This window comes from Clostridium sulfidigenes (assembly GCF_000732635.1).
GTDB classification, from domain to species: domain Bacteria; phylum Bacillota; class Clostridia; order Clostridiales; family Clostridiaceae; genus Clostridium_J; species Clostridium_J sulfidigenes.
Window position 1 is genome coordinate 231316 of sequence record NZ_JPMD01000001.1, and the last position, 22639, is coordinate 253954.

The 22639-nt window shown below is 32.2% G+C and carries 25 protein-coding genes and 1 riboswitch; of the genes, 24 read left to right on the forward strand and 1 reads right to left on the reverse strand.

All coding sequences use genetic code 11. The annotated features are described in order from the left end of the window. Window positions 1–18 precede the first annotated feature (18 nt). Complete coding sequence (locus tag IO99_RS01165; RefSeq protein ID WP_035129223.1) at window positions 19–759, forward strand: class I SAM-dependent methyltransferase; 741 nt, start codon at window positions 19–21, stop codon at window positions 757–759. A 103-nt stretch (window positions 760–862) separates the two neighbouring features. On the opposite strand, the gene IO99_RS01170 is transcribed toward IO99_RS01165, so the two are convergent. After that, a complete protein-coding gene (locus IO99_RS01170; protein WP_051823813.1) occupies window positions 863–1792 on the reverse strand; it encodes an IS6 family transposase in 930 nt (309 codons plus the stop codon). Between the two features lie 125 nt (window positions 1793–1917). Between IO99_RS01170 and IO99_RS01175 the strand changes: the two genes are divergently transcribed. The 23 genes from IO99_RS01175 to IO99_RS01285 all read left to right on the forward strand — a co-directional run bounded on the left by IO99_RS01175 (window position 1918) and on the right by IO99_RS01285 (window position 22620). Continuing rightward, a complete protein-coding gene (locus IO99_RS01175) occupies window positions 1918–3015 on the forward strand; it encodes a DegT/DnrJ/EryC1/StrS family aminotransferase (RefSeq protein WP_035129224.1) in 1098 nt (365 codons plus the stop codon). Between the two features lie 12 nt (window positions 3016–3027). Next, window positions 3028–3882: an EFR1 family ferrodoxin gene (locus IO99_RS01180; RefSeq protein WP_051823815.1), complete on the forward strand. Its 855-nt coding sequence runs from the start codon at window positions 3028–3030 to the stop codon at window positions 3880–3882. A 215-nt stretch (window positions 3883–4097) separates the two neighbouring features. Continuing rightward, the gene (locus IO99_RS01185; protein ID WP_051823817.1) at window positions 4098–5843 is read left to right on the forward strand and encodes a methyl-accepting chemotaxis protein; all 1746 of its coding nucleotides are present in this window, start codon (window positions 4098–4100) and stop codon (window positions 5841–5843) included. A gap of 268 nt (window positions 5844–6111) precedes the next feature. After that, window positions 6112–6957 (forward strand): flagellin N-terminal helical domain-containing protein, encoded by an 846-nt coding sequence (locus tag IO99_RS01190; RefSeq protein WP_035129225.1) that lies wholly within the window; start codon window positions 6112–6114, stop codon window positions 6955–6957. A 110-nt stretch (window positions 6958–7067) separates the two neighbouring features. Further along, a riboswitch (cyclic di-GMP riboswitch) is annotated at window positions 7068–7149 on the forward strand. Window positions 7150–7548: 399 nt separating this feature from the next. Beyond that, window positions 7549–7929, forward strand: a complete 381-nt coding sequence (gene flgB / locus IO99_RS01195) for a flagellar basal body rod protein FlgB (RefSeq protein WP_035129226.1) — start codon at window positions 7549–7551, stop codon at window positions 7927–7929. Window positions 7930–7931: 2 nt separating this feature from the next. Continuing rightward, complete coding sequence (flgC, locus tag IO99_RS01200; RefSeq protein WP_084178021.1) at window positions 7932–8363, forward strand: flagellar basal body rod protein FlgC; 432 nt, start codon at window positions 7932–7934, stop codon at window positions 8361–8363. A gap of 19 nt (window positions 8364–8382) precedes the next feature. Further along, window positions 8383–8703, forward strand: a complete 321-nt coding sequence (gene fliE / locus IO99_RS01205; RefSeq protein ID WP_035129227.1) for a flagellar hook-basal body complex protein FliE — start codon at window positions 8383–8385, stop codon at window positions 8701–8703. 16 nt (window positions 8704–8719) lie between these two features. Next, window positions 8720–10291: a flagellar basal-body MS-ring/collar protein FliF gene (gene fliF, locus IO99_RS01210; RefSeq protein WP_035129228.1), complete on the forward strand. Its 1572-nt coding sequence runs from the start codon at window positions 8720–8722 to the stop codon at window positions 10289–10291. Between the two features lie 2 nt (window positions 10292–10293). Further along, on the forward strand, window positions 10294–11307 hold the full coding sequence (gene fliG / locus IO99_RS01215; protein ID WP_035129231.1) for a flagellar motor switch protein FliG: 1014 nt from the start codon (window positions 10294–10296) through the stop codon (window positions 11305–11307). Continuing rightward, the gene (locus IO99_RS01220) at window positions 11291–12058 is read left to right on the forward strand and encodes a FliH/SctL family protein (protein ID WP_035129238.1); all 768 of its coding nucleotides are present in this window, start codon (window positions 11291–11293) and stop codon (window positions 12056–12058) included. The genes fliG and IO99_RS01220 overlap by 17 nt, the downstream gene beginning before the upstream one ends. 14 nt (window positions 12059–12072) lie before the next feature. Further along, window positions 12073–13380, forward strand: coding sequence for a flagellar protein export ATPase FliI (fliI, locus tag IO99_RS01225; RefSeq protein ID WP_035129239.1), 1308 nt, complete (start codon window positions 12073–12075; stop codon window positions 13378–13380). Window positions 13381–13394: 14 nt separating this feature from the next. After that, window positions 13395–13835 (forward strand): flagellar export protein FliJ, encoded by a 441-nt coding sequence (gene fliJ / locus IO99_RS01230; protein WP_035129240.1) that lies wholly within the window; start codon window positions 13395–13397, stop codon window positions 13833–13835. A gap of 5 nt (window positions 13836–13840) precedes the next feature. Beyond that, the gene (locus tag IO99_RS01235) at window positions 13841–15169 is read left to right on the forward strand and encodes a flagellar hook-length control protein FliK (RefSeq protein WP_242844064.1); all 1329 of its coding nucleotides are present in this window, start codon (window positions 13841–13843) and stop codon (window positions 15167–15169) included. An 11-nt stretch (window positions 15170–15180) separates the two neighbouring features. Beyond that, window positions 15181–15909, forward strand: coding sequence for a flagellar hook capping FlgD N-terminal domain-containing protein (locus IO99_RS01240; RefSeq protein ID WP_084178022.1), 729 nt, complete (start codon window positions 15181–15183; stop codon window positions 15907–15909). A gap of 42 nt (window positions 15910–15951) precedes the next feature. Next, complete coding sequence (locus tag IO99_RS01245; protein WP_035129242.1) at window positions 15952–16965, forward strand: flagellar hook-basal body complex protein; 1014 nt, start codon at window positions 15952–15954, stop codon at window positions 16963–16965. Window positions 16966–17066: 101 nt separating this feature from the next. Beyond that, window positions 17067–17282 (forward strand): flagellar FlbD family protein, encoded by a 216-nt coding sequence (locus tag IO99_RS01250; RefSeq protein WP_035129243.1) that lies wholly within the window; start codon window positions 17067–17069, stop codon window positions 17280–17282. After that, window positions 17269–18060: a motility protein A gene (locus IO99_RS01255; RefSeq protein WP_035129245.1), complete on the forward strand. Its 792-nt coding sequence runs from the start codon at window positions 17269–17271 to the stop codon at window positions 18058–18060. The genes IO99_RS01250 and IO99_RS01255 overlap by 14 nt, the downstream gene beginning before the upstream one ends. Window positions 18061–18070: 10 nt before the next feature. Beyond that, a complete protein-coding gene (locus IO99_RS01260; protein WP_035129248.1) occupies window positions 18071–18787 on the forward strand; it encodes an OmpA family protein in 717 nt (238 codons plus the stop codon). Between the two features lies 1 nt (window position 18788). After that, complete coding sequence (locus tag IO99_RS01265; RefSeq protein ID WP_035129249.1) at window positions 18789–19286, forward strand: flagellar basal body-associated FliL family protein; 498 nt, start codon at window positions 18789–18791, stop codon at window positions 19284–19286. 7 nt (window positions 19287–19293) lie between these two features. Continuing rightward, entirely contained in the window at window positions 19294–19635 is a 342-nt protein-coding gene (locus tag IO99_RS19575; protein WP_035129250.1) for a flagellar biosynthetic protein FliO, read from the forward strand. A 32-nt stretch (window positions 19636–19667) separates the two neighbouring features. Beyond that, window positions 19668–20489, forward strand: coding sequence for a flagellar type III secretion system pore protein FliP (gene fliP / locus IO99_RS01275; protein ID WP_035129251.1), 822 nt, complete (start codon window positions 19668–19670; stop codon window positions 20487–20489). Window positions 20490–20503: 14 nt separating this feature from the next. Then, window positions 20504–20773: a flagellar biosynthetic protein FliQ gene (locus IO99_RS01280; protein WP_035129252.1), complete on the forward strand. Its 270-nt coding sequence runs from the start codon at window positions 20504–20506 to the stop codon at window positions 20771–20773. Between the two features lie 11 nt (window positions 20774–20784). Further along, window positions 20785–22620 carry a fused FliR family export protein/FlhB family type III secretion system protein gene (locus tag IO99_RS01285; protein ID WP_242844062.1) on the forward strand — a complete coding sequence of 612 codons (1836 nt, stop codon included), beginning with the start codon at window positions 20785–20787 and terminating at the stop codon, window positions 22618–22620. The last annotated feature ends 19 nt before the right edge of the window (window positions 22621–22639 follow it).

Below are 22639 nucleotides of genomic sequence, written 5' to 3' on the forward strand. Positions count from 1 at the left end.
GAGTTGATGGAGATGGCTATGAGTAAAAAACGAGATTACGATAAAGAAATTAAAGATAATTTTGGAAGAAATTATGCATATGATTTTGACATAGATGTTATTCATAAATTTATGATGAAGTCATTTGAATCTTTTTTTGTAGAAGGAAGTTGCCTAGAGTTGGGTTGTTATAAAGGTGATTTTACAAAAAGATTATTAGAAAAGTTTGAAAAAGTTACATGTATAGAAGCATCAAGTGATGCAGTAAAAGAAGCATATTCTAAAGTTGGGGAACGGGTACATATAATAAATTCCAGATTTGAAGAAGTAGAATTAGAACAAAAATTTGATAATATAATATTAACTCATGTTTTAGAACATATAGATAATCCTGTGAATTTACTAAAAAAGGTAAATGATGATTGGCTTTCAGAAAAAGGGAAGTTATTTTTAGTTTGTCCTAATGCGAATGCACCGTCTAGGCAAATTGCTGTTCAAATGGGATTAGTGCCATATAATTCAGCGGTTACTGAAGCTGAAAGACTTCATGGTCATAATATTACTTATACATTTGACACGTTGGAAAAAGATGCAAGAGAAGCAGGGTTAGAAATTAAGTATAGAAATGGAATATTTTTTAAAGCTCTATCTAATTTTCAGTGGGATGAATTGTTAAAGACAGATATAATATCCCCTGAATATTTAGAAGGTTGTTATGAATTAGGACAAAAATATCCTGATTTATGTTCAAGTATTTTTCTATTGTGTCAAAAAAAATAAGATTCTGGTAAACTAATATGAAAAATTAGCTTAATATTTTATAGAATTACTTGTTCTTTGAAAATTATATAAGTTTGTTTAATTTATTGTGTGGCAAACAAGCCTACGGTAAATAGGATTTTTGTAAGCTAATCAAAGATATTAAAAAGTGATAGGCAGCTACAAACCAAGATTTCTTGTCTAAATCATCAATATTCATGCCGGCTACTTCAGCTGGAGTGAAACCATTTAGAATACCGTGAGGTCTAATAAAATTATAGTGAAAGATAAATAACGATATTAAGTTATTGGCTTTTTCAAAAGAATTAAACCCTATCTTAGCTTTATACCAAGCTTTAAAGGTTTTATTGAATGATTCTATTAGATTATTAGTTATTTCGCTAGATATTGGTTTTACAGCAATGTGGTTTGAGCTATTTAATACCTTGGCTGCTTGGTTATATGAAGGTAATCTATCGGTTATAAAATTAGTAGGTGTTACATACTCTTTTGCTTGATTTATTAGTGTAAAAACTGGTTCCTTGCTACGTGATTTAGTTAAATGGAATGCCAAGATAAACCTAGTCTCATAGTCTATTGTAAGCCATAAATAGTAACGTTCACCATTAATGAATACAACTGTTTCGTTGGCATGCCAATCATTTGATTTTAGATCTAAAAGATCTTTAAACTTGTCAGCTTTGCTTTTGAAAAGCGGTGCAAACTTATTGGCCCAATTGGCTATTGTTACGTGAGAAACTTTAATACCTTGCATAACCCAGAGAAATTGAGATATCGCTCTGGTAGATGCGTTGTTGAGAAAGTATAAAGTTAAAGCTGTAAGTATTATATTTAACGAGAATATCATGTCTTTCATGAAAAGTGAGACAGCAATTAACTCGCTAGAGGCTGGATAAATACTAGTATTGTGATATTGAACAATAACATGATTACACTTCTTACATTTATATTTTTGATTAGCATTCTTGTCCAATCCAACCTTATATAATTCATCGGGATGATATTGAGGACATTTTATATTTGTTTTGTTCATTGTTCTTCTCGCCTTTTCTTGGGGGATAACTTAGTATTAGGCAAACTTATTATATTTCCAAGGGGTGAGAAGTACAATGTTCATATAACTTAACAGAACGAATAACAATATAGGGAGGCGCGGTTATGAAAAAGATAATTCAAGTTACACAGTCATCTATGCCAAAGTTTGATGAGTATATAAACGAAATTAAAGATTTATGGGAAAGTAAATGGCTTACTAATATGGGGGTTAAGCATAAAGTTTTGAAATCCCAATTATTGGATTATTTAAAAGTACCAAATATAACCCTATTTACAAATGGCCATCTTGCACTAGAATGTGCTATAGCAGCATTAAATCTCAAAGGGGAAGTTATTACTACTCCATTTACATTTGCATCTACAACTCATGCAATAGTAAGAAATGGATTAAAACCAGTGTTTTGTGATATTAATCCAGATGATTACACTATAGATGTAGATAAGATAGAAAGTTTAATAACAGAAAAAACTACTGCTATTGTTCCTGTGCATGTTTATGGAAATATATGCAATGTTAAAGAAATTGAAAAAATAGCAAAAAAATATAATATAAAGGTGGTTTATGATGCAGCACATGCTTTTGGAATAACAGTAGATGGCATAAGTGCTGCAAATTTTGGGGATGCTTCAACGTTTAGTTTCCATGCTACAAAGGTATTTAATACTATTGAAGGTGGAGCGGTAACTTATAAAGATGAAAATTTAGTTAAAGTGCTTTATGATATAAAGAATTTTGGTATTACAGGACCAGAAAGCGTTGAGTATGTTGGTGGAAATGCTAAAATGAATGAATTTCAAGCAGCTATGGGTATTTGTAATCTTCGTCATGTAGATAAGGAAATAGAAAAGAGAAAAAAAGTAGTAGAAAGATATGTTAAAAGACTAAGCAATATCAAGGGAATTAAACTACCTAAACCTCAAGAAGGAGTAAAGAGTAATTATGCATATTTCCCAGTAGTATTTGATGGATACAAATTAAATCGTGATATGATATTTGAAGAATTAAAAAAGAAAAACATATTTGCACGAAAATATTTCTATCCACTTACTAGTAATTTTCAATGCTATAAGGGAAGAATTTATATTAAAAAAACACCTATTGCTGAGTATATAGCAGATAGGGTTATATGTCTTCCACTTTATGTAGATTTAGATTTAGAAGATGTAGATAGAATTTGTGACATTATTTTGCAGCACTAGTGCGACATGTATATGAAAAATAATGGTAATACTAGGGGGTTAGCCATTTTGCATTATAAGCTAAACACATTATATTTTAGTGCTACAGATACAACTAAGAAAGTAATATCTGGTATAGCAGAAGGACTTTCAGAAGCTATGAACCTAAAGGAAAGCATAAATAGCATTGATTTTACCTTACCAAAGATAAGGGAGAAATCTGTATCTTTTTCAAAGGATGATATTGTTATTGTGGGAGTTCCAGTTTATGCAGGGCGAGTACCTAATGTGCTTTTAAAGTATTTAAATTCTATTAAAGGTAATGGTGCTTTGGCTGTTGCAGTGGGGGTTTATGGAAATAGAAATTATGATGATGCTTTAATAGAGTTAAGGGATATATTAGAACTAGATGGCTTTAGGGTTATTGCAGGGGCTGGATTTATAGGACAACATTCTTTTTCTAAAACCTTGGCTAAGAATAGACCTGATAAAAAGGATATGGACATAGCTAGGGATTTTGCTGATAAAATATATAGTAAAATTGATACTGGAGAAAGTGGACAGGTTCTATTAATCAAAGGACAAAAGCCTTATAGAAATTATTATATGCCCAGGGATGAAAAGGGAGAGCCTATTGATATAAGAAAGGTGAAGCCCAAAACTAAGGATAGTTGTATTGATTGTAAACTTTGTGCTAGTGTTTGTCCCATGGGCTCTGTTAATCTTGAAGATGTGACTAAAGTTAATGGAATTTGTATTAAATGCTGTGCATGCATTAAAAAATGTCCTGTAGAAGCAAAGTATTTTGATGATATTGGATATTTAAAGCACAAAGAAGAATTAGAAATTAAATTCATACATAGAAAAGAACCAGAATTATTTTTGTAAAGGCACAGTGGTCATCTGGGAGATTCAAACCTAGCTATATCAAGGGTTTACTATAGGAAGAACATAAAAAGCATTAATGGCTAATAATAGCTGTTAATGCTTTTTAAATGTCATAAAGTTTATAAAAAACCATAAAGTTATTATAATAAATATCGATAATATTATTAATTTTAATTATATATTGCTAAAATTTTGTGACAGAGGGGATTAAACTTATGAAAAGCTTAAAATGGAAAATAACTACTATTATTCTTACTATTATTATAATAATTTCAATGTCTATGATGTTTATGGGTCTTTTTAAGTCATTTAAGGTTACTAAAAATATTATTAACAAACAATCTGAAGATGCAATAGGTTCAGGTTATAATATGCTTGAAATTTATCTTAAGGAACAGTTTGGTACATTAAGTCTTAATGATGATGGGAAACTTATAGACTCTAATGGTAAGCCAATTGATGGTGACTATGAGTATATTGACGAATTAACAGAAGGTATGGATATTGTCGCTACTGTCTTTGCTAAGTCTGGTGAGGATTATGTGAGAGTTTTGACCACGATTAGAGATGATAAAGGGGAACGGGTTATTGGAACAAAATTGGATGCTGGTGGTAAAGCCTATGAAGAAATCTCAAAGGGTAATGAATACTTTGGAGAAGCTGATATTTTAGGTGAAAAGTATATGACAAAGTATGTACCTATTTTTGGTGATAACAGTGAAGTCATTGGTATTTATTATGTTGGAAAATCTGTAGAATCAATTTTGGATATATATAATAAAGGGGTATTATCTAACATAAAATCAGTAGTTATAATAATTGTTATTGGATTGATTATATCTATTGCAATAAGCTATGGCTTAGGAGCATCAATTACAAAACCTATAGTTGCTTTAACTAATACTATAAAAAAACAGTCAAATTTAGATTTTAAATTTAATGAAAAAGATGAAACATTAAATTATTTGAAAAGGAAAAATGAAATAGGTATAATGGCAAATTCTCTTAAGATTATGGAGGACAATGTAAGAGACTTTGTTATAAAAACTTCAGAAGGTGCTGAAAAGGTAGTGGCAACTTCCCAGGAACTAACAGCAACAGCGGAGCAATCAGCCATAGCTTCTGAAGAGATATCAAGAACTATAGAAAATATAGCTAGTGGAGCAAGTAGCCAAGCTCAAGATACCGGGGAAGCAGCTTTAAGTGTAGAAGAAATGGGTAATTTACTAGAAGAGAATAAAGAATATACAGAGGAATTAAACAACGCTGCAAAGGATATAGAAAAGGAAAAAGAAGAAGGCTTTATTATATTAAAAGATTTGGTATTAAAAACGGGAGAAAGTAATAATGCTTCTAACCAGGTGTATGAAATTATAATAAGTAATAACGAAAGTGCAGAAAAGATTGAAAAGGCAAGTACAATGATTCAATCTATATCAGAACAAACAAATCTACTTGCTTTGAATGCAGCTATTGAAGCAGCAAGGGCAGGTGAGCATGGAAGAGGTTTTGCGGTAGTAGCAGAAGAAATAAGGAAACTTGCTGAAGAATCTAATAATTTTACAGGAGAAATCAAAACTGTAATAGAAGAGTTAAAGTTAAAATCTGAAAATGCAGTAAATAGAATGAAAGAAGTAAAAGGAATAATTGATTCCCAATCTGAAAGTGTAGAAAAAACTGAAGAAAAATTTCATAGAATATCGAATTCTATAGAAATAACTAATAATGTTATAGATAAGCTTAATGAATCATCAGAAAAAATGAATGAAAATAAAGAAAAACTAGTAGAACTAATGCAAAATTTATCGGCAATAGCAGAAGAAAATGCAGCAGGAACTGAGGAAGCTTCAGCAGCTATAGAAGAACAATCAGCAAGTATCGAAGAAATAGCCAATGGTAGTGAAGGATTGGTAAATATTATAGATGAACTACAAGGTATTATCAATAAATTTACAGTATAAATATTCCACGGGGTCAGACTCCGTGGAAATTTTTCAATTAGATTTGGTGACAGACACTTGTGAAAGAATGGAAAAGCATTAATGGCTAAAAATAGCCGTTAATGCTTTTGCTAATTATAAAGTTATTAATAAAAAGTGACGATAAGTAAAATGAATTTAGTTGTCAACATAGTTTAAATAAATGGAACTTTAGTCCACGGGGTCAGACCCCAAGGAAAAAATTTCCTTGGGGTCTGACCCCGTGGTAATTTTTGTAAGGAGTGAGATGATGAGATTAAGTAGAAATATGTCCGCTATGAGGATATTTAATAGTTATTCTAAAAATTTAGCGGCTCAGTCTAAGGCTTATGGTAGTATTAGCTCAGGAACTAAAATACAAACCTATAGAGATGATCCTAATGCTAAGGCTAAGAGTGATAAGCTGAAGTTAGAGATTAGAGGTCTTCAAATGGCCAATAGAAATATTCAAGATAGTGTAAGTCTTATTCAAACCATGGATGGTGGTATGCAAAGTATAAGTGAATCGTTGCAAAGGGCTAGAGAACTAATGGTTCAAGCTGGAGGAGCAACTACGCCAGAAGATAGAGCAGTTATTCAAAAGGAAATAGATCAGAATCTAGAGCATATAACTTATACTGCTAATAATACGGAGATGAATGGTGTAAAGCTGTTAGCTGATAAAAATAATCCAGGTGATACTGTGGACCTACTTATTGGAGCAACAAGTGAGGATGTAATTAAAATGCCAACATACAATTTCACATCTTCAGGATTAGGACTTGTAAGTGCTGACGGTAGTAATAAAATAAGTGTAGAGAGTATAGATGATGGATTAAATCGCTTAGACGTTGCTATTGATAAGCTGAGTTCTGGAAGAGGAAAGTATGGAGCTCTAAGTAATAGAATGGAGTCCACTGGAGATTATACCAGTGAAATAACAGGTAAGGTAGAAGGGGCAGAAGCAGAAATTACTGGAACTGATATTGCACTAGAAATGGTTGAATATGCTAAAAACTCAATTTTAGTGGAGTCAGGTATGGCTATGATGGCTCAAAGCAATGAATTTCCACAGGATATTTTACAAATATTGAGCAATGTATATCCTAATAGGTAGAGAAAAGTAATTTCATGTAGCAAATAAGTAATTTTAAGTAAAAATTAAGTAATTTCATACTAAAAGGTTGAATGGAAGAAAAATATAGTATATAATGCAAATATGTGAAAAAATTAAATAGGCAAAACTGACGAAAGTTAGTGACGCAAAGCTACAGGGGCTAAGCCTAAGGTATGCCAGCCAGTTGCCAAAGAGTAAGTATACTTTTTGTTTTATGCATTGTATAGGTATTATAGAAGTAAAGAATATTTTTGTTTTAACCTTTGTGCAATAAAAAAGCTACTCTTTTTTTGAGTAGCCTTTTTATTTTATAAAATATAAGGAGTTGTAAACAGTTGCTAAGTCTTATGTTTAACAATAGAGTGAATAATATAAAGTTACATAAAATTACATGTAAGCATTATTATTCAATAATTACCATACTATATTTTACTAATAATTAAGATTATGAATTTATTTCTATTTAAAGTAGGGTTAAAGCATAAAAAATAAATAAAAATTCGTATAACTAACAAAAAAAAGAAGGGATTTAAGTATTTATGTCTAATTTATAAACATCAAGTATGTTTTAGTGGAAAATGGAGGTATAAAATGTCACAAAATGAAGTATATGGGTTGTTGAAAAAATCTATGAATGTAACTGTTGAAGCTAATAAGGTTATTGCTAATAATATTGCAAATGTAAATATAAAAAACTATAAGAGATATTATGTTCCTTTTGAACAGGTTATGGAAGAGTCAACAGCTAGTGGTAATTTAAAAACTACAAGTGAAAGACATATAGGCATTGGAAGCAAAGATGTACAAGTTAAAAGAGATGACAGTGCATCGATGCGAGAAGATGGAAACAACGTGGATATTGAAACAGAAATGACAAGTCAAGCTGCTAATACTATGATGTATGAATCTTTAGTTAGATTTGCCAGTGGAAAGCTAAATAGTACAAGTAGAGTTATAAAAGGAGGGAACTAAAAGTGGAGGCATTTAGAGGAATGAGAATTTCAGCTAGTGGTCTTACTGCAGAAAGATTAAGAATGGATACTATCTCTTCTAATATTGTTAATGCAGGAACTACTAGAGGAAAAGATGGGAAACCTTATGTGAGAAAAATTGCTATGTTTCAAGAGAACTTAAAGGAAGCCTACAATAAAAGCAATGGAAAAGTAGAGGACAAGTTAAATGGGGTTAAAGCAGTTGGCATTGTAGATGATGAATCAGAACTTATTAAAGTATATAATCCAAGTCATCCGGATGCGGATGAAGAAGGATTTGTAACTATGCCAAATGTAAATATCTCCAATGAAATGGTGGAATTAATAGCATCAAGTAGAGCTTATGAAGCCAATGTCAATGCAATGAATGCACAAAAAAGTATGTTTTTAAAAACTTTAGAAATAGGTAAATAAAAGATGGGAGTAGTACTTTATGATGAACAATTACATACCAAATGCAACAATTTTTCAAAATGAGCTAAGGGAAATTTATGGGGTAAAAGAAAAGGATACTGAAGAGAATAGCGCTTCAAGTGGCACAGGATTTGCAGCTGTTATAAAGGATGAATTGCGAAAGGTCAACGATCTACAAGTTGAAGCAGATAATAATGTAACAGGATATATTGCAGGCGAAAAAAGTATCCATGAAGTAGTATTAGCTACAGAAGAGGCATCTATGTCCCTAGAGCTTGCTATTCAAATAAGAAATAAGCTAGTTGATGCTTATAAGGAATTTAATAATATGCAAGTATAATGGGGGTAAGGATTAGATGAGTAAGCTATCGGAGCTAATGAAGAAGATAAAAGATAAGTGGAATTCCATGTCGAAAACTAGAAAGATAGCTTTAGTGATAATTTCGGTGGTAACTGTTATAGCAATAGGAACATTACTTTACGTATCACTTAAACCAAAGTATACAGTTTTATTTTCAAATATGGATTCCCAAGATTCAGGAAAGATTATAGCCAATTTAGAGGGCAAAGGAACTAAGTATAAAATAGAAGGAAATTCGATCTTAGTTGAAAAGTCTCAAGTTGATAAACTGAGAATGGAAATGCTATCAGAGGTTCAAATAACAGAAGGAAGCCAAGGCTTTGAACTTTTTGATGAAGGTAGCATAGGAGCTACCGATGAAGAATCAAAAATAATGTATCAAAGAGCACTTTCTGGAGAACTTGAAAGAACTATAAAGGGTTTTGAAGAAGTTGAGGCAGCAAAGGTAAATTTAGTTTTACCAAACAACTCAGCCTTTGTAACTAAGCCAACTCCTGCTAGTGCTTCAGTAACGGTAAAGCTAGTACCAGGAAATGAACTTTCACCAGAGCAAGTTAAAGCTATTGTACACTTAGTAACAGGTAGTGTGGAAAACTTAGATAAGGAAGACGTTACAATAGTATCAGACAATCTAAAGTTATTAACGGAGGGGTTGTTTGATAATGAAAAAGGAACCCAGGCTACTAGTACAGAAAATCAAATTGATTCAACTAAAAAAGTTGAGAAAGAATATGAAAAGAAAATCTTAAATGTATTAGAACCAATATATAAAGATAATGTAAAAGTATCTGTAAATGCACAGCTTAATTTTGACGCTGTAAAGCAGAATAATGTTACATATGATCCAAAGGGATCTGCAGTAGTAAGTGAACATATTATTAAAGACAATAGTAAGAGTACTGAAAATACTTCAGGAAGTACTGTGGATAATAATATGACTAATGAGCAAGATGCAGAAAAAGATACTGAAAAAGCAGGCTATTCGGAAGAAACAAGAAATTATGATAATACTAAGAGTGAAGAAACAGTTGTTAAGGCACCAGGTCAATTGGAGAGAATTACCACATCTGTAGTTGTAAATGGAGATATAGATATTGCAACTAAGAATACTATAAAAAATTTAGTATCTGATGCCATTGGTTTTAATGAGGCACGAGGTGATGGAATTTCAGTTGAAAGTTTAGCCTTTAATGATGATTATAAAACACAAGCTGAAGAAGAAATTAACGCTATGAAGGAAGCAGAAGCAAAATCTAGAAGGATTAAGCTTATTGCTTTAGGAGTAGGAGCAGTTATAGCACTTATACTTATTATTGTATTTGTTCTTATACTTAGAAGTAAGAGAAAAGAAGATGGTGAAGAAGAGGAAGAGGCTATAGAAGGACTAGATGTAGTTATAGGAGATGAAACTTTAGAAACAGTGGCGGATTTATACAAAGATTTAGATTTAGAAGCGGAAACTGAAAGAGAAAAAATCATGAAAGAAGTTAAAAAATATGCAGAAAAGAAACCTGAACAGGTAGCTGATATTATAAAATCATGGATGACTGATGAAGAAGGGAGATAGTAATGGCTAAAACAGAAAAATTTACAGGTATTCAAAAGGCAGCAATATTATTTATCTCTTTGGGACCAGATGCATCTGCAGCAATAATAAAAAGATTAAATGAAAGAGATATACAAAAGATAACCTACGAGATTGCTAATATGTCATCGGTTAAAGCTGAAGATAGACAAGCTATTTTAGATGAATTTATGGAATTAAATAAGGCTAAGGATTATATTCTTGAAGGTGGGGTAGAGTATGCTAGAAGCGTTTTAGCTAAAGCTTTAGGAACTCAAAAGGCCAACGATATTCTAGAGAGAGTTACAGAGTTTTCACAGCAGTTTAGACCTTTTTCTATTGCTAGAAAAGCCGATGCAACTCAGCTTATGAATGTAATTTCAGGAGAACATCCTCAGACTATAGCATTAATACTTTGTCATCTCCAGCCTGATAAAGCGGGGCAGATAATGTCTGCACTTCCATCTGAATTACAGAGTGAAGTTGCTTTTAGAGTTGCTACTATGAGTAATATATATCCGGTGGTAGTGAAGGAAATTGAAGAGGTGTTAAATAGTAAGTTATCTTCAGTGGTTACTAGTGAAAGTACTGTTATAGGAGGAGTTCAATCTTTAGTTAATATACTTAATCAAGTTGATAGGACTACAGAGAAGAACATTACAGAAGGGCTTGAAAGAGAAGATATGGAACTTGCGGATAAAGTTAAGGAATCTATGTTTGTATTTGAGGATATTATTACTATCAATGATGTGGAAATTCAAAGAATTTTACGTGAGGTTGATAATAAGGAACTATGTATGGCTCTAAAGGGTACTTCAGAGCAAGTAATAGAAACTATATCAAGAAACCTTTCAAAACGTGCAGCAGCTACATTGAAGGAAGATATGGAATTCTTAGGACCTGTAAGACTTATGGATGTTGAAAAAGCTCAACAAAAAATTGTTGCTTTAATTAGAAGACTAGATGAAGCTGGAGAAATAACAATTGTAAGAGGTGGAGACGATGCACTCATCTTATAGGGTAATAAAAAGTGTCAATGTATGTGAAAGTGGAACCAAGGCAATAGATACGGACTTTTATATAGAGCCAGCTCCAATAGTAGAGGAGACCATAGAGCTTGAGGATATTAATCCTAAGAGTATGGAGGAGTATCTAAAACTAAAGAAAAAAGGCGAAGAAATAGTTAAAAATGCCCATAAAGAAGCAGAAGTTATTCTTGAAAATGTAAAGGAAAAAGTAGAAGAAATCCTATATGAAGCCAAGGAAGATGGATTTAATAAGGGTTATGAAGAAGGCCATAGTATTGGTTATAAAGAAGGCTATGACAAGGCTTATGATGAAGGTGTAAAAAAAGGTGAAGAAATAATTCAAAATGCAAACTTTATTCTTTATCAATCTAAGGAAGAGTATGATAAATTTCTTAAGTCTAAGGAAATGGGTATTAGAGAAATTATTGTAAATGCCGTGGAAAATATGCTTAAAAAGGAGCTTGAAAGTAAGGAAGCACTAAATGGATTACTTTTCAACATCCTTTCGGAAGAGAAAAATGCCAAGATGATAATTATAAGGGTAGCACCTAACTATTTAGAAGAAATTGAGACAAAAATAGAAGAATTCAAACATAGTATGGGCATCAGAGGAGAAGTAGTGGTTTTACAGGATAATTATTTAGAGTATGGAACCTTAGTTGTTGAAAAGGATGATGGAAAAACCACCTTTACTATTAAGGGTAGCATAGAGAAACTAAAGGAAATTCTCATGGAAGCATAGAGGAAGATGGTATTATGATTAATTTGAATATAGGAGACATTGAAAAAAATATTAGTAAAACAAATTTTAATCATATGGAAGGCGTAGTTAAAAACATAATAGGCCTTACCATTGAAGTAAAAGGAGTTAAGGGTTTTGTAGGGGAAATTTTCAACATATATAATGAGGAAAATAAATCTATAGTCTGTGAAGTGGTAGGTTTTAAAGATGGAAATTTAATTCTTATGCCCCTTGGAAACCTAATAGGTATATCTCCTGGATGTAGAGTAGAGAGGACAGGAAAGCAGTTAAGTATAAAGTGTTCAGATGAACTTTTAGGAAGGGTTTTGGATGGAATTGGAAATCCCTTAGATGAAAAGGAATTAACCCTTTATAAGAATTATCCCTTGGAAGCTATGCCACCAGACCCATTGAAGAGAAGAAGGATTAAAGAAGTCCTTCCTACAGGGGTAAGAGCCATTGATGGATTTCTTACTTGTGGCGAAGGACAAAGGATTGGTATCTTTGCTGGTTCAGGGGTAGGAAAAAGTACTACACTGGGAATGATTGCTAGAGAGGCTAAGGCTGATGTAAATGTAATATCTCTAATAGGAGAAAGGGGCAGAGAGGTTTTAGATTTTATAGAAAAAGATCTAGGACCAGAAGGTTTAAAGAAATCTGTAGTAGTATGTGCTACTTCTGATCAACCAGCCCTTGTTAGGCTAAAGGGCGCATTTACTGCAACAGCTATTGCTGAATACTTTAGAGATAAAGGATTAAAGGTTATTCTTATGATGGACTCTGTGACACGTTTTGCTATGGCGCAAAGGGAAATTGGTCTTGCTATAGGGGAGCCTCCAGCTACTAAAGGATATACTCCTTCAGTTTTTGCAATGTTACCTAAACTTCTTGAGCGTAGCGGCATGTCTGACAAAGGATCTATTACAGCTTTTTACACAGTTCTTGTTGATGGAGATGACTTTAATGAGCCCATTGCAGATGCAGTAAGAGGTATTTTAGATGGACATATTGTATTAAGCCGTGAGTTAGCTACTAAAAATCATTATCCAGCTATTGATGTACTTAAAAGTGTATCTAGACTTATGCCAGAAATTGCAGAGGAAATCCATATAAAGGCTGCCTCACTTGCTAGAGATTTAATGGCCTCTTATAAAGAAGCAGAAGATTTAATAAATCTAGGAGCTTATGTAAAGGGAAGTAATTCTAAAATAGATATGGCCATTGAGTATATAGATAGTATAAATGGATTTTTAACTCAAGAAATAAAAGAAGGTTGCGAAATTGAAGCTAGTAAAGACATGCTTATTAATATGTTTAAATAAAGGTGGTGTAAATTTTGGGACAAACTTATAAATTTAAATTGCAAAGGTTATTGGACTTAAGAGAAAAAGAAGAAGATGGTAAAAAAATAGTTTTTATGGAGGCCCTAAGGGAAAAGAACAGGGTAGAAGAAGAACTTAAAAGTCTAGAGGATAGCTTCCAAAGATACTCTACTGTGAATAATAACATGAGTGTAACTGAAAGAAAAATTCAACATCATTATTTAAATCTATTAAATAGTACTATTGATATTACACAAGAAAAGCTTAAAACTGATGAAGAAAGAGTGAAGCTCACTAGGAAAGAATTAGTTACTGCTCAAGTAAATAAAAAGATTGTAGGCATATTAAAAGATAAGGATCAGGCAGCATTTATAAAAGAAGAAAATCGAATAGAACAAATTCAAAATGATGAATTTGCACTTTATGGATTTATACGTGAGTGTGGGAGGCGATAAATTTGATGGAAATGGCACAATTTAGTGTTGGAAATGACCTGTATAAAGGTAGTAGTACTAGTGATAAAGTTAAAAAATCTGAAGGAAATAAAGGATATTCCAATAAGGAATTTTCAAAGGAACTTAAAAACTACAGTACAGATAATGAAAGCTCTAAAACTAAATCAGTAAATTCTATTAATCAAGAAAAAGTTAAAGAGCCTTCGAAGGATTACATAGTGAGCTCTGAGGAAGTTCATGAAGATGAAAAGCTAAGTACCTCAGAAGATATGCAGTCACTAATAAATCTAATAATAGCTCTTTTGAATAAGGAGGATACTCCTAAGGTTGAAACGGTTTCTTCTGATCTTATCAGTGGAAATGAAGGTAAAGTGGAACTACAACCTTTATTAGACCTTTTAGGAAGTGAAAAAAAGGCAAATGGCCTATTAGAATTATTAAGTCAAGCATCAATTAATAGTGACATGAAAAATAAACTTACAGAGTTATTAACTTTAATTAATGAAGATATTACTGAACTAGACAATAGTAGTGAAAGTCTTATGAAACTATTAACATCAGAGGAAGGTATAGATAATGATGATCTAATAAGTCAACTACAAAAAATAGTTTCAATGAAAGATGCTAATAAAGAAGAGAAGCCTTTAAATATACCTAGAAGAATAGAACTGGAAGCTAATATTATAGAAAAAAGTAGTGTAGTAGCTGGAGTAGAAGATAATGAAGAAAGTAGTAGTAAAGATAGTAAGTTTTCAAAGGAAACAGCTATTTTGAATAAAGTAATTAATGGTGAAGAGAAAGATTCAAAGGTTACAAGAGCTGTTGATTTTATGTCATACTTTGAAAATAGTGTACAAAAATCAGGAGAAGTATCTAGTGAAAAGCCTATAGCTATTACAAAGAGTGATCTTAATAATGATGTGATAAAAGCTCTATCATACATGGATAAAAATGGAGTTAAGGATCTAACTGTAAAGATTTATCCTAAAGAGTTAGGTGAAATATCCATATCCGTAAGTATGGAACAAGGTGTTTTAAAAGCAATGATTAAGGCTACATCAAAGGAAACTGTAGAGATGTTAGCTTTGGGACTTAAGGACATAAATGAAAAGTTAAATGGAAATAACATAAAAATACAATCAGTAGATATAGGACTTTATGAAGAGGATACTACCTATTACGCTCATGGAAATAACCAAGGTAAAGCATTTGAAAATGGTGGACAAGGAAGCAGTGAAAAGGGTAGACATGGGTCAGATGGGAATATGGTCGAAGAGGATGCTATACTTGAAGCTAATGGCAAAACCTCTAATGAGATAGATTTACTAGTTTAGGAGATGAGAAAATGGCAATATCAACTCACAATACAGCCACAACACCAACTAATAATACAGCAACAACATCTTGGATTGAAGGAAATAAAACTAAAAATGGTACACCTATTGTAAAACCAGGGTCAGAACTTGATAAAAATTCCTTCTTTAAAATATTAGCTGCTGAGCTTTCTAATCAGGATCCGACTCAATCACAAGATACTACTGCTTACATCTCACAGTTAGCTCAATTTACAACCCTTGAACAGATGAGTTCATTAAATTCTACAATGACTCTTTCTTCTGCACAAGGATTAACTGGAAAATTTGTAGCTTTAGATGCCTTAGATGCTAATGGAGTACCTCAGTGTGGCGTAGTTAGAGCTGTGTATAAACATAGGGGAGACGTATATGTTACTGTGGAAGGTGTAGATGGAAAATATACAGATTATGAATATAGTCAAGTTACAGATGTTATTGATTCAGGAGATCCAAACATGGACAATTTAACCTTCTCTAATGCAGTAACTTTAATGGGTAAGATTGTTGAAATAGCATTACCACTGGAGCCACCGGTAGAAAAGCCTGATGGAGATGGTAAGGAAGAAGAAAAGCCAGTTGAACCTAAGAGTATTACAGGGAAAGTTCTAGAAGTATATAGGGATGCAGAAGGCATCAAGCTTAAGGTTGAAGTTGAAGTGGATGGAAAAGTGGAAGTTAGAGATTACTTATTTGACTCTGTAATTGGAGTAAAAGGCTAATAAAATATATTAAAAAATAGATAATCGGAGGGATAGTATAATATGTTAAATTCAATGTATTCAGGGATATCAGGGTTAGGAGCTAATCAAAAAAAGTTAGATGTAATAGGAAATAACGTGGCAAACTCAGGAACTACTTCCTTTAAATCATCTTCAGTTACTTTTCAAGATAGTATGTATCAAAGTTATAAAGGAGCTTCAGGCCCAGGATTAAACCTAGGAGGAGTTAACCCTTCTAGAGTCGGTATGGGAGTTTCTATACAAAGTATAGTTACAAACATGGCTCAAGGAAGTTTACAACCAACAGGAAGACCTTATGATGTAGCTGTAGATGGAACAGGATATTTCATAGTAGCTAAAGGGCCAGAAGGTGGGCAAATAAAAGTTAATGCAGATCAAAGTATGACATCTACAACTTTAGAAAGTTTTTATACAAGAGATGGATCTTTTAAAGTAGACACTAAGGGTAATCTTTTAAATTCTAATGGTTATAGGATTATGGGATATGCAATAAGTGATGGGAAAGGTACTTCTCCTGTAGGTGGAGCAGTTAATTATGTAGATGGAGAATCAGCAAGTTTAGATGCAAAGCAAAATGAATTAGTACCTCTTAAAATCCCAGAAGTAGTAAAGAAAGATGGGAAAGAGGTTAGAATTCAAGGTTTTTCTATAGAAAATGATGGGCTTATTAAGGCTGTACTTGCTGATGGTAGTACTACTGTTCTTGGACAAGTTGCCATGGCATCATTTACCAACAATGAAGGCCTTGAACAAAAGGGAAATAATATGTATTCTCCTTCAGCAAACTCAGGGAATCCATTAGCTAGAGTTGGTAAATATTCTAGTGAAGTTAAGCTAGATAGTTATGATGGAGATAGAACTGATAATGGTAAAGCTTATGGACAAATTTTGAATGGATTCTTAGAGATGTCAAATGTTGATTTATCTGCACAATTTACAGATATGATAGTTGCAACTCGTTCTTTCCAGGCTTGCGGTAAAATTATCACCACAGCAGATGAAATATTACAAGAGCTTGTAAATTTAAAAAGATAATTTATTTAAATATGTAAATGTGATTTTCCTTAGGCTAAGACAGTACTTATATTGGTCTTAGCTTAAGTAAATTTACTATATCATAGGAGGTATAGGAGAATATGATAGAGGTTAATCCCTTAAATGGAAATAAATTTATTCTTAATAGTAATCACATTGAAAAAATTGAAGAAATCCCAGAGACAGTAATTACCTTAATCAATGGGAAAAAGTATTTAGTTAAAGAGAGTTCTAAAGAAATAGTTGATAAGGTTATAGAGTTTAGACGAAAATACTGGGCAAATGTACGGTTGGAGGAAAGCAATGAAGAAGAATGATATGTTAACGGTTATAGGTTTTGTGATTGCAATTGCTCTTGTATTTTATGGAATGCTAAGTGGAGGAACATTGAAATTATTCTTTGATATACCATCCTTAGCGATAACAGTAGGAGGGTCCTTTGGTGCACTTTTAATGGCTTACCCAATGAATGAAATAAAAAGATTCATCAAGGTTGCAGCACAAGCTTTCAAAGAAGATGGAACATCTAAAGTAGATAATATTGCATTATTTGTTAATTTATCTAAAAAAGCTAGAAGAGATGGACTACTTTCTTTAGAAGAAGATATACAAGAGATTAATAACGATTTTGTTAAAAAAGGCTTGAATATGATAGTTGATGGTATTGAACCTGAATCTATTAGAGAAATAATGACTTTAGAAATTAGAGAATTAGAAAAAAGACATGAGGATGCAGCATCTATGTTCACAACTTGGGGTGCATATGCTCCAGCAATGGGTATGATTGGAACATTGATTGGACTTATACAAATGCTTGCTAATTTATCGGATGCGGACAACTTAGCATCAGGTATGGGTAAGGCTCTTATTACAACTTTTTATGGCTCTATGCTTGCTAATTTAGTCGTACTTCCTATAGCAGGAAAACTGAATTATAAAACAGCTAATGAAGTAAACCAAATGGAAATGATGATTGAAGGGGTGCTTTCTATACAATCAGGAGTAAACCCAAGGGTAATTGAAGATAAAATGATAGTATATTTATCACCAGAGGATAGAGTAAAGTATTTAAGTAGTGTTAATCAAGGAGAGTAGGTGAATAATTATGGCCAAGAAAGAGATAAAAACTGATGGGTGGTTAGCTACTTATGCAGATACTGTTACTTTGCTATTAACCTTCTTTGTTTTACTTTATTCACTATCAACTATAGACTCACAAAAATTTCAGCAGATAGCTGTAGCCATGCAAAGTGCTTTTAGTGGTAAGGCTGATAGGTCCATACTTGAATTTAATTCAAGTAGTGGGGATGTACCTATAGTTGGAAAGCCACAGCTTACAGTGGAGGACATTCAAGAAAATGAAAACTTGGAAATTTTAGAGGATGTATTAACTTACATTAAGGAAAATGATTTAGAGAATGATGTTCAAATATATGAAGATGAAAAAGGTCTTAATATCCAGATGAAGGATTCCGTGCTTTTTGATACTGGAAAGGCAGAACTAAGGTCAGATAGTAAAAATGTATTAGATAAGGTTAGTGACTTAATTGGAAAGGTAGATAACAAGATTATAATTGAAGGTCATACAGATAATGTACCAATTAACACACCAGCTATGCCAAATAACTGGCATCTATCTTCTGCTAGAGCATTAAGCGTACTGGATTATTTTCTTGGTAGTAAAAAGATTTTAAATCCTCAAAGGTTTTCAGCTCAGGGATGTGGAGAGTATAGACCTATAGCTAAAAATGATACTGATGAAGGTCGAGCTAAAAATAGAAGAGTTAATATTATAGTTGTAACTAATGTAAAGGAGCAGTAAAATGAACAAAAAAAATAGCAAAGGTAATGAGTTAGATAAAGAAAAGGGCGGAAGTTCTAAATTGGTTCTAGTTATAGTAACCGCTATAGTAATATTTGCACTTATAAGTGGAGCTGTATTTGTTGGATATACCGTTGCAACAAAGAATGTAGGTAAAAATAGCAATGGCACTAGTGAAAGTAATGTAGTAGAAAAAGAAGCTGCCTTAAATTTAGACGAGTTCTTAGTAAATTTGAGTGATGAGGGAAAGTCTAAATTTGTAAAAGTGAAAATTTCCTTAGGTTCAGATTTAGAGAATAAGGATTTGCAAGAAGAACTTACAGCAAAGATTCCACAAATAAGAGACTGTATAAATAAGGTATTAAGAGCTAAGAAATCAACGGATTTCAAAACTGAGGGAGATGCTTTATTAAAAGAAGAGATAATCGTAAAGGCAAATGAGCTTTTAAATAGTGGTAAGATAACCAATGTTTACTTCACAGATATAATTGTTCAATAGGTGACCTATGGATAGTCAATTGATTTTAACCTTATTAAAACTTGTAATATTTTTTCCCTTAGTTATAGGATTAATTCTTTGGCTAGGGAAGACAGTTGAGAAATATAGTCACATAAACAGGAAATCTACAATGAGAGTAGTAGAGAGACTAACCATTAGTAAGGATAACTCTCTGCTCATTGTAAAGATAAGAGATAGATTTTATTTAGTAACTTCAGCTCAAGGAAAAATAGAAATTGTAGAAGAAGTTGCAGGGGAAGATTACAAAGAAATTGAAATGATTAAATTGAAGAATAGTAGTGAGTTAAAACAAATTTTTAAAGACAAGTATCTAAAATGGAGAAAGTAAAATATTATTTTAGGAATAAAGGGATAATACATATGAAAAAATTTGATCTAAAAAAGTTTATAAAACCCATAACGCTAATACTACTGGTGTTTTGTGTTATTTCAATTAGTAGTAAAGTAGCTTATGCTACTGGAGATACCATGCCAATTCCAGATATAAATATATCATTTGGTGATGGGGATGCAAAAACTCCTACTGAATATGTGGACAATATAAAATTATTATTAGTACTAACAGTACTTACAATACTTCCATCAATCCTTATAATGACTACAGGATTTATAAGAATTGTAACAGTACTTTCTTTCTTTAAGAGTGCTATAGGAGCTACATCACTGCCAAAACAAATAATTGTTGGTTTGTCCTTATTTTTAACTTTCTTTGTAATGGCACCTACCTTTTCAGAAATTAATGAGAAGGCAGTTCAGCCTTATATGAAGGAAGAAATAACAATGGATGTTGCTATAGATAAAGGGATAAAGCCCATGAGAGAATTTATGTTAAAGCAAACTAGAGTAAAAGATTTAAAGTTGTTTCTTGAAGCTGGAAAGGTAGAGGACGCTGTTAAAGTAGAAAAGGATGCAGATGGTAAGGAAACTTATAATTATGATGATGTTCCACTTTATACAATTGTACCAGCCTTTGTTATAAGTGAGTTAAGAACAGCCTTTGAAATAGGATTTTTGTTATTTATACCATTTATATTGGTGGACATTGTAACTGCTAGTGTTCTTATGTCTATGGGTATGTTTATGTTACCGCCAGCTATGATTTCTCTGCCATTTAAATTACTTTTATTTGTATTAGTAGATGGATGGAATTTGTTAAGTCAATCCTTAATACTAGGATTTTAGAGGGGTGATGTAATATGACACAGACTATGGTGGTTGCAATATTACAGGATATGGTGAAGACAGCTTTAATGGCAGCTGGACCAATACTACTTACAGCTACGGCAGTAGGTCTTTTGATAAGTATATTTCAAGCCACAACTCAAATACAAGAACAAACTTTAACCTTTGTACCTAAGATAATAGCTGTGGCAATAGTGGGAATAATTACTGCCACTTTTATAGGAAACACAGTGATAGGTTTTACTCAAAGAATTTTTTCAATAATTTCTAATATAGGAGCTTAGGTGGGATAACGTTGGTAGATATTTTAATGTTTATAGCTTTTTTAATGGTGTTTATGAGGATAACATCCTTGATTTTTACAGTGCCAACCTTTTTCCCAACAGGAACACCCAATATAGCAAAGATTGGTGTAGGACTTATTATATCCATGATTTTATCTCCTATAGTTAGTACTGAAGCATTACCAGAAATAAGTAATATATTTGTTTTCATAGTGCTTATAGGTAAAGAAGTAGTCATAGGAATATGTCTAGGATATATAGTAAATTTACTGTTTAGTGTTGTACAGATGGCAGGACAAATTATGGATTTTTCCATGGGCTTTTCTATGATGAGCTTATTTGACCCAGTTGCAGGTGAAAACATATCAGTAATGGGAAGGTTGATGTACTGGATTTGTCTTGCTGTATTTATGTTAGTTGATGGACATCTTATTTTAGTGCAGTGTCTTATAGATAGTTTTACTTCAGTTCCTGTAGGGACTGTAACTTTTAATAAAGAGATTTTAGGATATATTATTCAAGTTGTATTTGAATTTTTTACTATTGGGATTAAGATTGCGGTACCAATAATGCTTATAATACTTATGACGGAAATTGTATTGGGCTTAGTATCAAGAGTTATGCCTCAGCTTAATGCTATGATACTAGGAATGCCAATCAAGATTTTTGTTGGACTTGCAACCTTTGTAATTTCTATTCCTTTAATTATGAAAATTATAGCTTCAAATTTTGGTGCTATTAAACATATATTCTCGGAAATATTCACTATGATGCCCTTTATATTAATTTCCGCATCTAATGATAGTGGAGATAAAACGGAAAAACCTACTCCTAAAAAGCTTCAAGATGCTAAGAAAAAAGGTCAAGTAGCTAAAAGTAAGGAATTATCTTCTGCTTTAACTCTTTTAGCAGCTACTTTAGTTATAGCTATCTTAAGTAGCTTTGTGCTAAAGGTATTAAGCTCCAGTATGACAAAGTATCTAGGGAGCTACTTAAATTTTCAATTAAGCCAAGAGAGTTTAGTAGGACTTTTAATAAAGGTATTCATGGATATCTTTAAAATATTTATACCAGTGGCAGTTCCTATTATGGTTATAGGCGTAATTGGATCAATAATTCAAACGGGTTTTATATATACTGGAGATCCATTAAAACCTAAGTTTAGCAAACTAAATCCTATAAGTGGATTTAAAAGAATGTTTTCTATAAGATCCTTAGTGGATTTAGTAAAAAACTTGGGTATTGTTTCTATTGTAGGATATATAGGGTATAAGTTTGTTATAGATAATTACTATAGTCTTTTAAACTTTGGAAATCTTAAAACAGGATCAATACTTACAGAATTGGCTAGCTTAATAATTAATGTTTTTGTTAAAGTTGGTATAGCCTTATTAATAATAGGATGCATAGATTTTTTATATCAGAAATTCCAACATAATAAGGATTTAAAAATGACTAAACAAGAGATAAAGGAAGAATATAAACAACAAGAAGGAGACCCTATAGTTAAGGGGAAAAGAAAACAAAAGCAAAGAGAAATGGCTATGAGAAGAATGATGCAATCAGTACCAGATGCTACTGTTGTAATTACAAACCCAACCCATATTGCGGTGGCTTTGAAATATGAAGAAAATAGTGGAAAAGCACCAATTGTTGTGGCAAAGGGCAGTGAGTATGTGGCGTTAAAGATTAAGGAAAAGGCTATTGAAAATAATGTACCAATTATAGAAAATAAACCATTAGCTAGACTCATGTTCAAAGAAGTGGATTTAGATAAGGAAATTCCCTTTGATATGTATAAAGCAGTGGCAGAAATATTAGTATTAGTTTATAAAATGAAGAAATAACGTAAAAAGGATGATAATT

What these genes read in the sequence shown, in the direction of transcription:
- fliE (WP_035129227.1), top strand. Translation starts at nt 8,383, where the DNA reads ATGATGAACAATTACATACCAAATGCAACAATTTTTCAAAATGAGCTA.
- IO99_RS01180 (WP_051823815.1), top strand. Translation starts at nt 3,028, where the DNA reads ATGAAAAATAATGGTAATACTAGGGGGTTAGCCATTTTGCATTATAAG.
- IO99_RS01245 (WP_035129242.1), top strand. Translation starts at nt 15,952, where the DNA reads ATGTTAAATTCAATGTATTCAGGGATATCAGGGTTAGGAGCTAATCAA.
- IO99_RS01170 (WP_051823813.1), bottom strand. Translation starts at nt 1,792, where the DNA reads ATGAACAAAACAAATATAAAATGTCCTCAATATCATCCCGATGAATTA.
- IO99_RS01220 (WP_035129238.1), top strand. Translation starts at nt 11,291, where the DNA reads ATGCACTCATCTTATAGGGTAATAAAAAGTGTCAATGTATGTGAAAGT.
- fliP (WP_035129251.1), top strand. Translation starts at nt 19,668, where the DNA reads ATGAAAAAATTTGATCTAAAAAAGTTTATAAAACCCATAACGCTAATA.
- IO99_RS01260 (WP_035129248.1), top strand. Translation starts at nt 18,071, where the DNA reads ATGGCCAAGAAAGAGATAAAAACTGATGGGTGGTTAGCTACTTATGCA.
- fliG (WP_035129231.1), top strand. Translation starts at nt 10,294, where the DNA reads ATGGCTAAAACAGAAAAATTTACAGGTATTCAAAAGGCAGCAATATTA.
- fliI (WP_035129239.1), top strand. Translation starts at nt 12,073, where the DNA reads ATGATTAATTTGAATATAGGAGACATTGAAAAAAATATTAGTAAAACA.
- IO99_RS01190 (WP_035129225.1), top strand. Translation starts at nt 6,112, where the DNA reads ATGAGATTAAGTAGAAATATGTCCGCTATGAGGATATTTAATAGTTAT.
- IO99_RS01265 (WP_035129249.1), top strand. Translation starts at nt 18,789, where the DNA reads ATGAACAAAAAAAATAGCAAAGGTAATGAGTTAGATAAAGAAAAGGGC.
- IO99_RS01165 (WP_035129223.1), top strand. Translation starts at nt 19, where the DNA reads ATGAGTAAAAAACGAGATTACGATAAAGAAATTAAAGATAATTTTGGA.
- IO99_RS19575 (WP_035129250.1), top strand. Translation starts at nt 19,294, where the DNA reads ATGGATAGTCAATTGATTTTAACCTTATTAAAACTTGTAATATTTTTT.
- IO99_RS01280 (WP_035129252.1), top strand. Translation starts at nt 20,504, where the DNA reads ATGACACAGACTATGGTGGTTGCAATATTACAGGATATGGTGAAGACA.
- IO99_RS01240 (WP_084178022.1), top strand. Translation starts at nt 15,181, where the DNA reads ATGGCAATATCAACTCACAATACAGCCACAACACCAACTAATAATACA.
- fliF (WP_035129228.1), top strand. Translation starts at nt 8,720, where the DNA reads ATGAGTAAGCTATCGGAGCTAATGAAGAAGATAAAAGATAAGTGGAAT.
- flgB (WP_035129226.1), top strand. Translation starts at nt 7,549, where the DNA reads ATGTCACAAAATGAAGTATATGGGTTGTTGAAAAAATCTATGAATGTA.
- IO99_RS01255 (WP_035129245.1), top strand. Translation starts at nt 17,269, where the DNA reads ATGAAGAAGAATGATATGTTAACGGTTATAGGTTTTGTGATTGCAATT.
- IO99_RS01175 (WP_035129224.1), top strand. Translation starts at nt 1,918, where the DNA reads ATGAAAAAGATAATTCAAGTTACACAGTCATCTATGCCAAAGTTTGAT.
- IO99_RS01235 (WP_242844064.1), top strand. Translation starts at nt 13,841, where the DNA reads ATGGAAATGGCACAATTTAGTGTTGGAAATGACCTGTATAAAGGTAGT.
- IO99_RS01250 (WP_035129243.1), top strand. Translation starts at nt 17,067, where the DNA reads ATGATAGAGGTTAATCCCTTAAATGGAAATAAATTTATTCTTAATAGT.
- IO99_RS01185 (WP_051823817.1), top strand. Translation starts at nt 4,098, where the DNA reads ATGAAAAGCTTAAAATGGAAAATAACTACTATTATTCTTACTATTATT.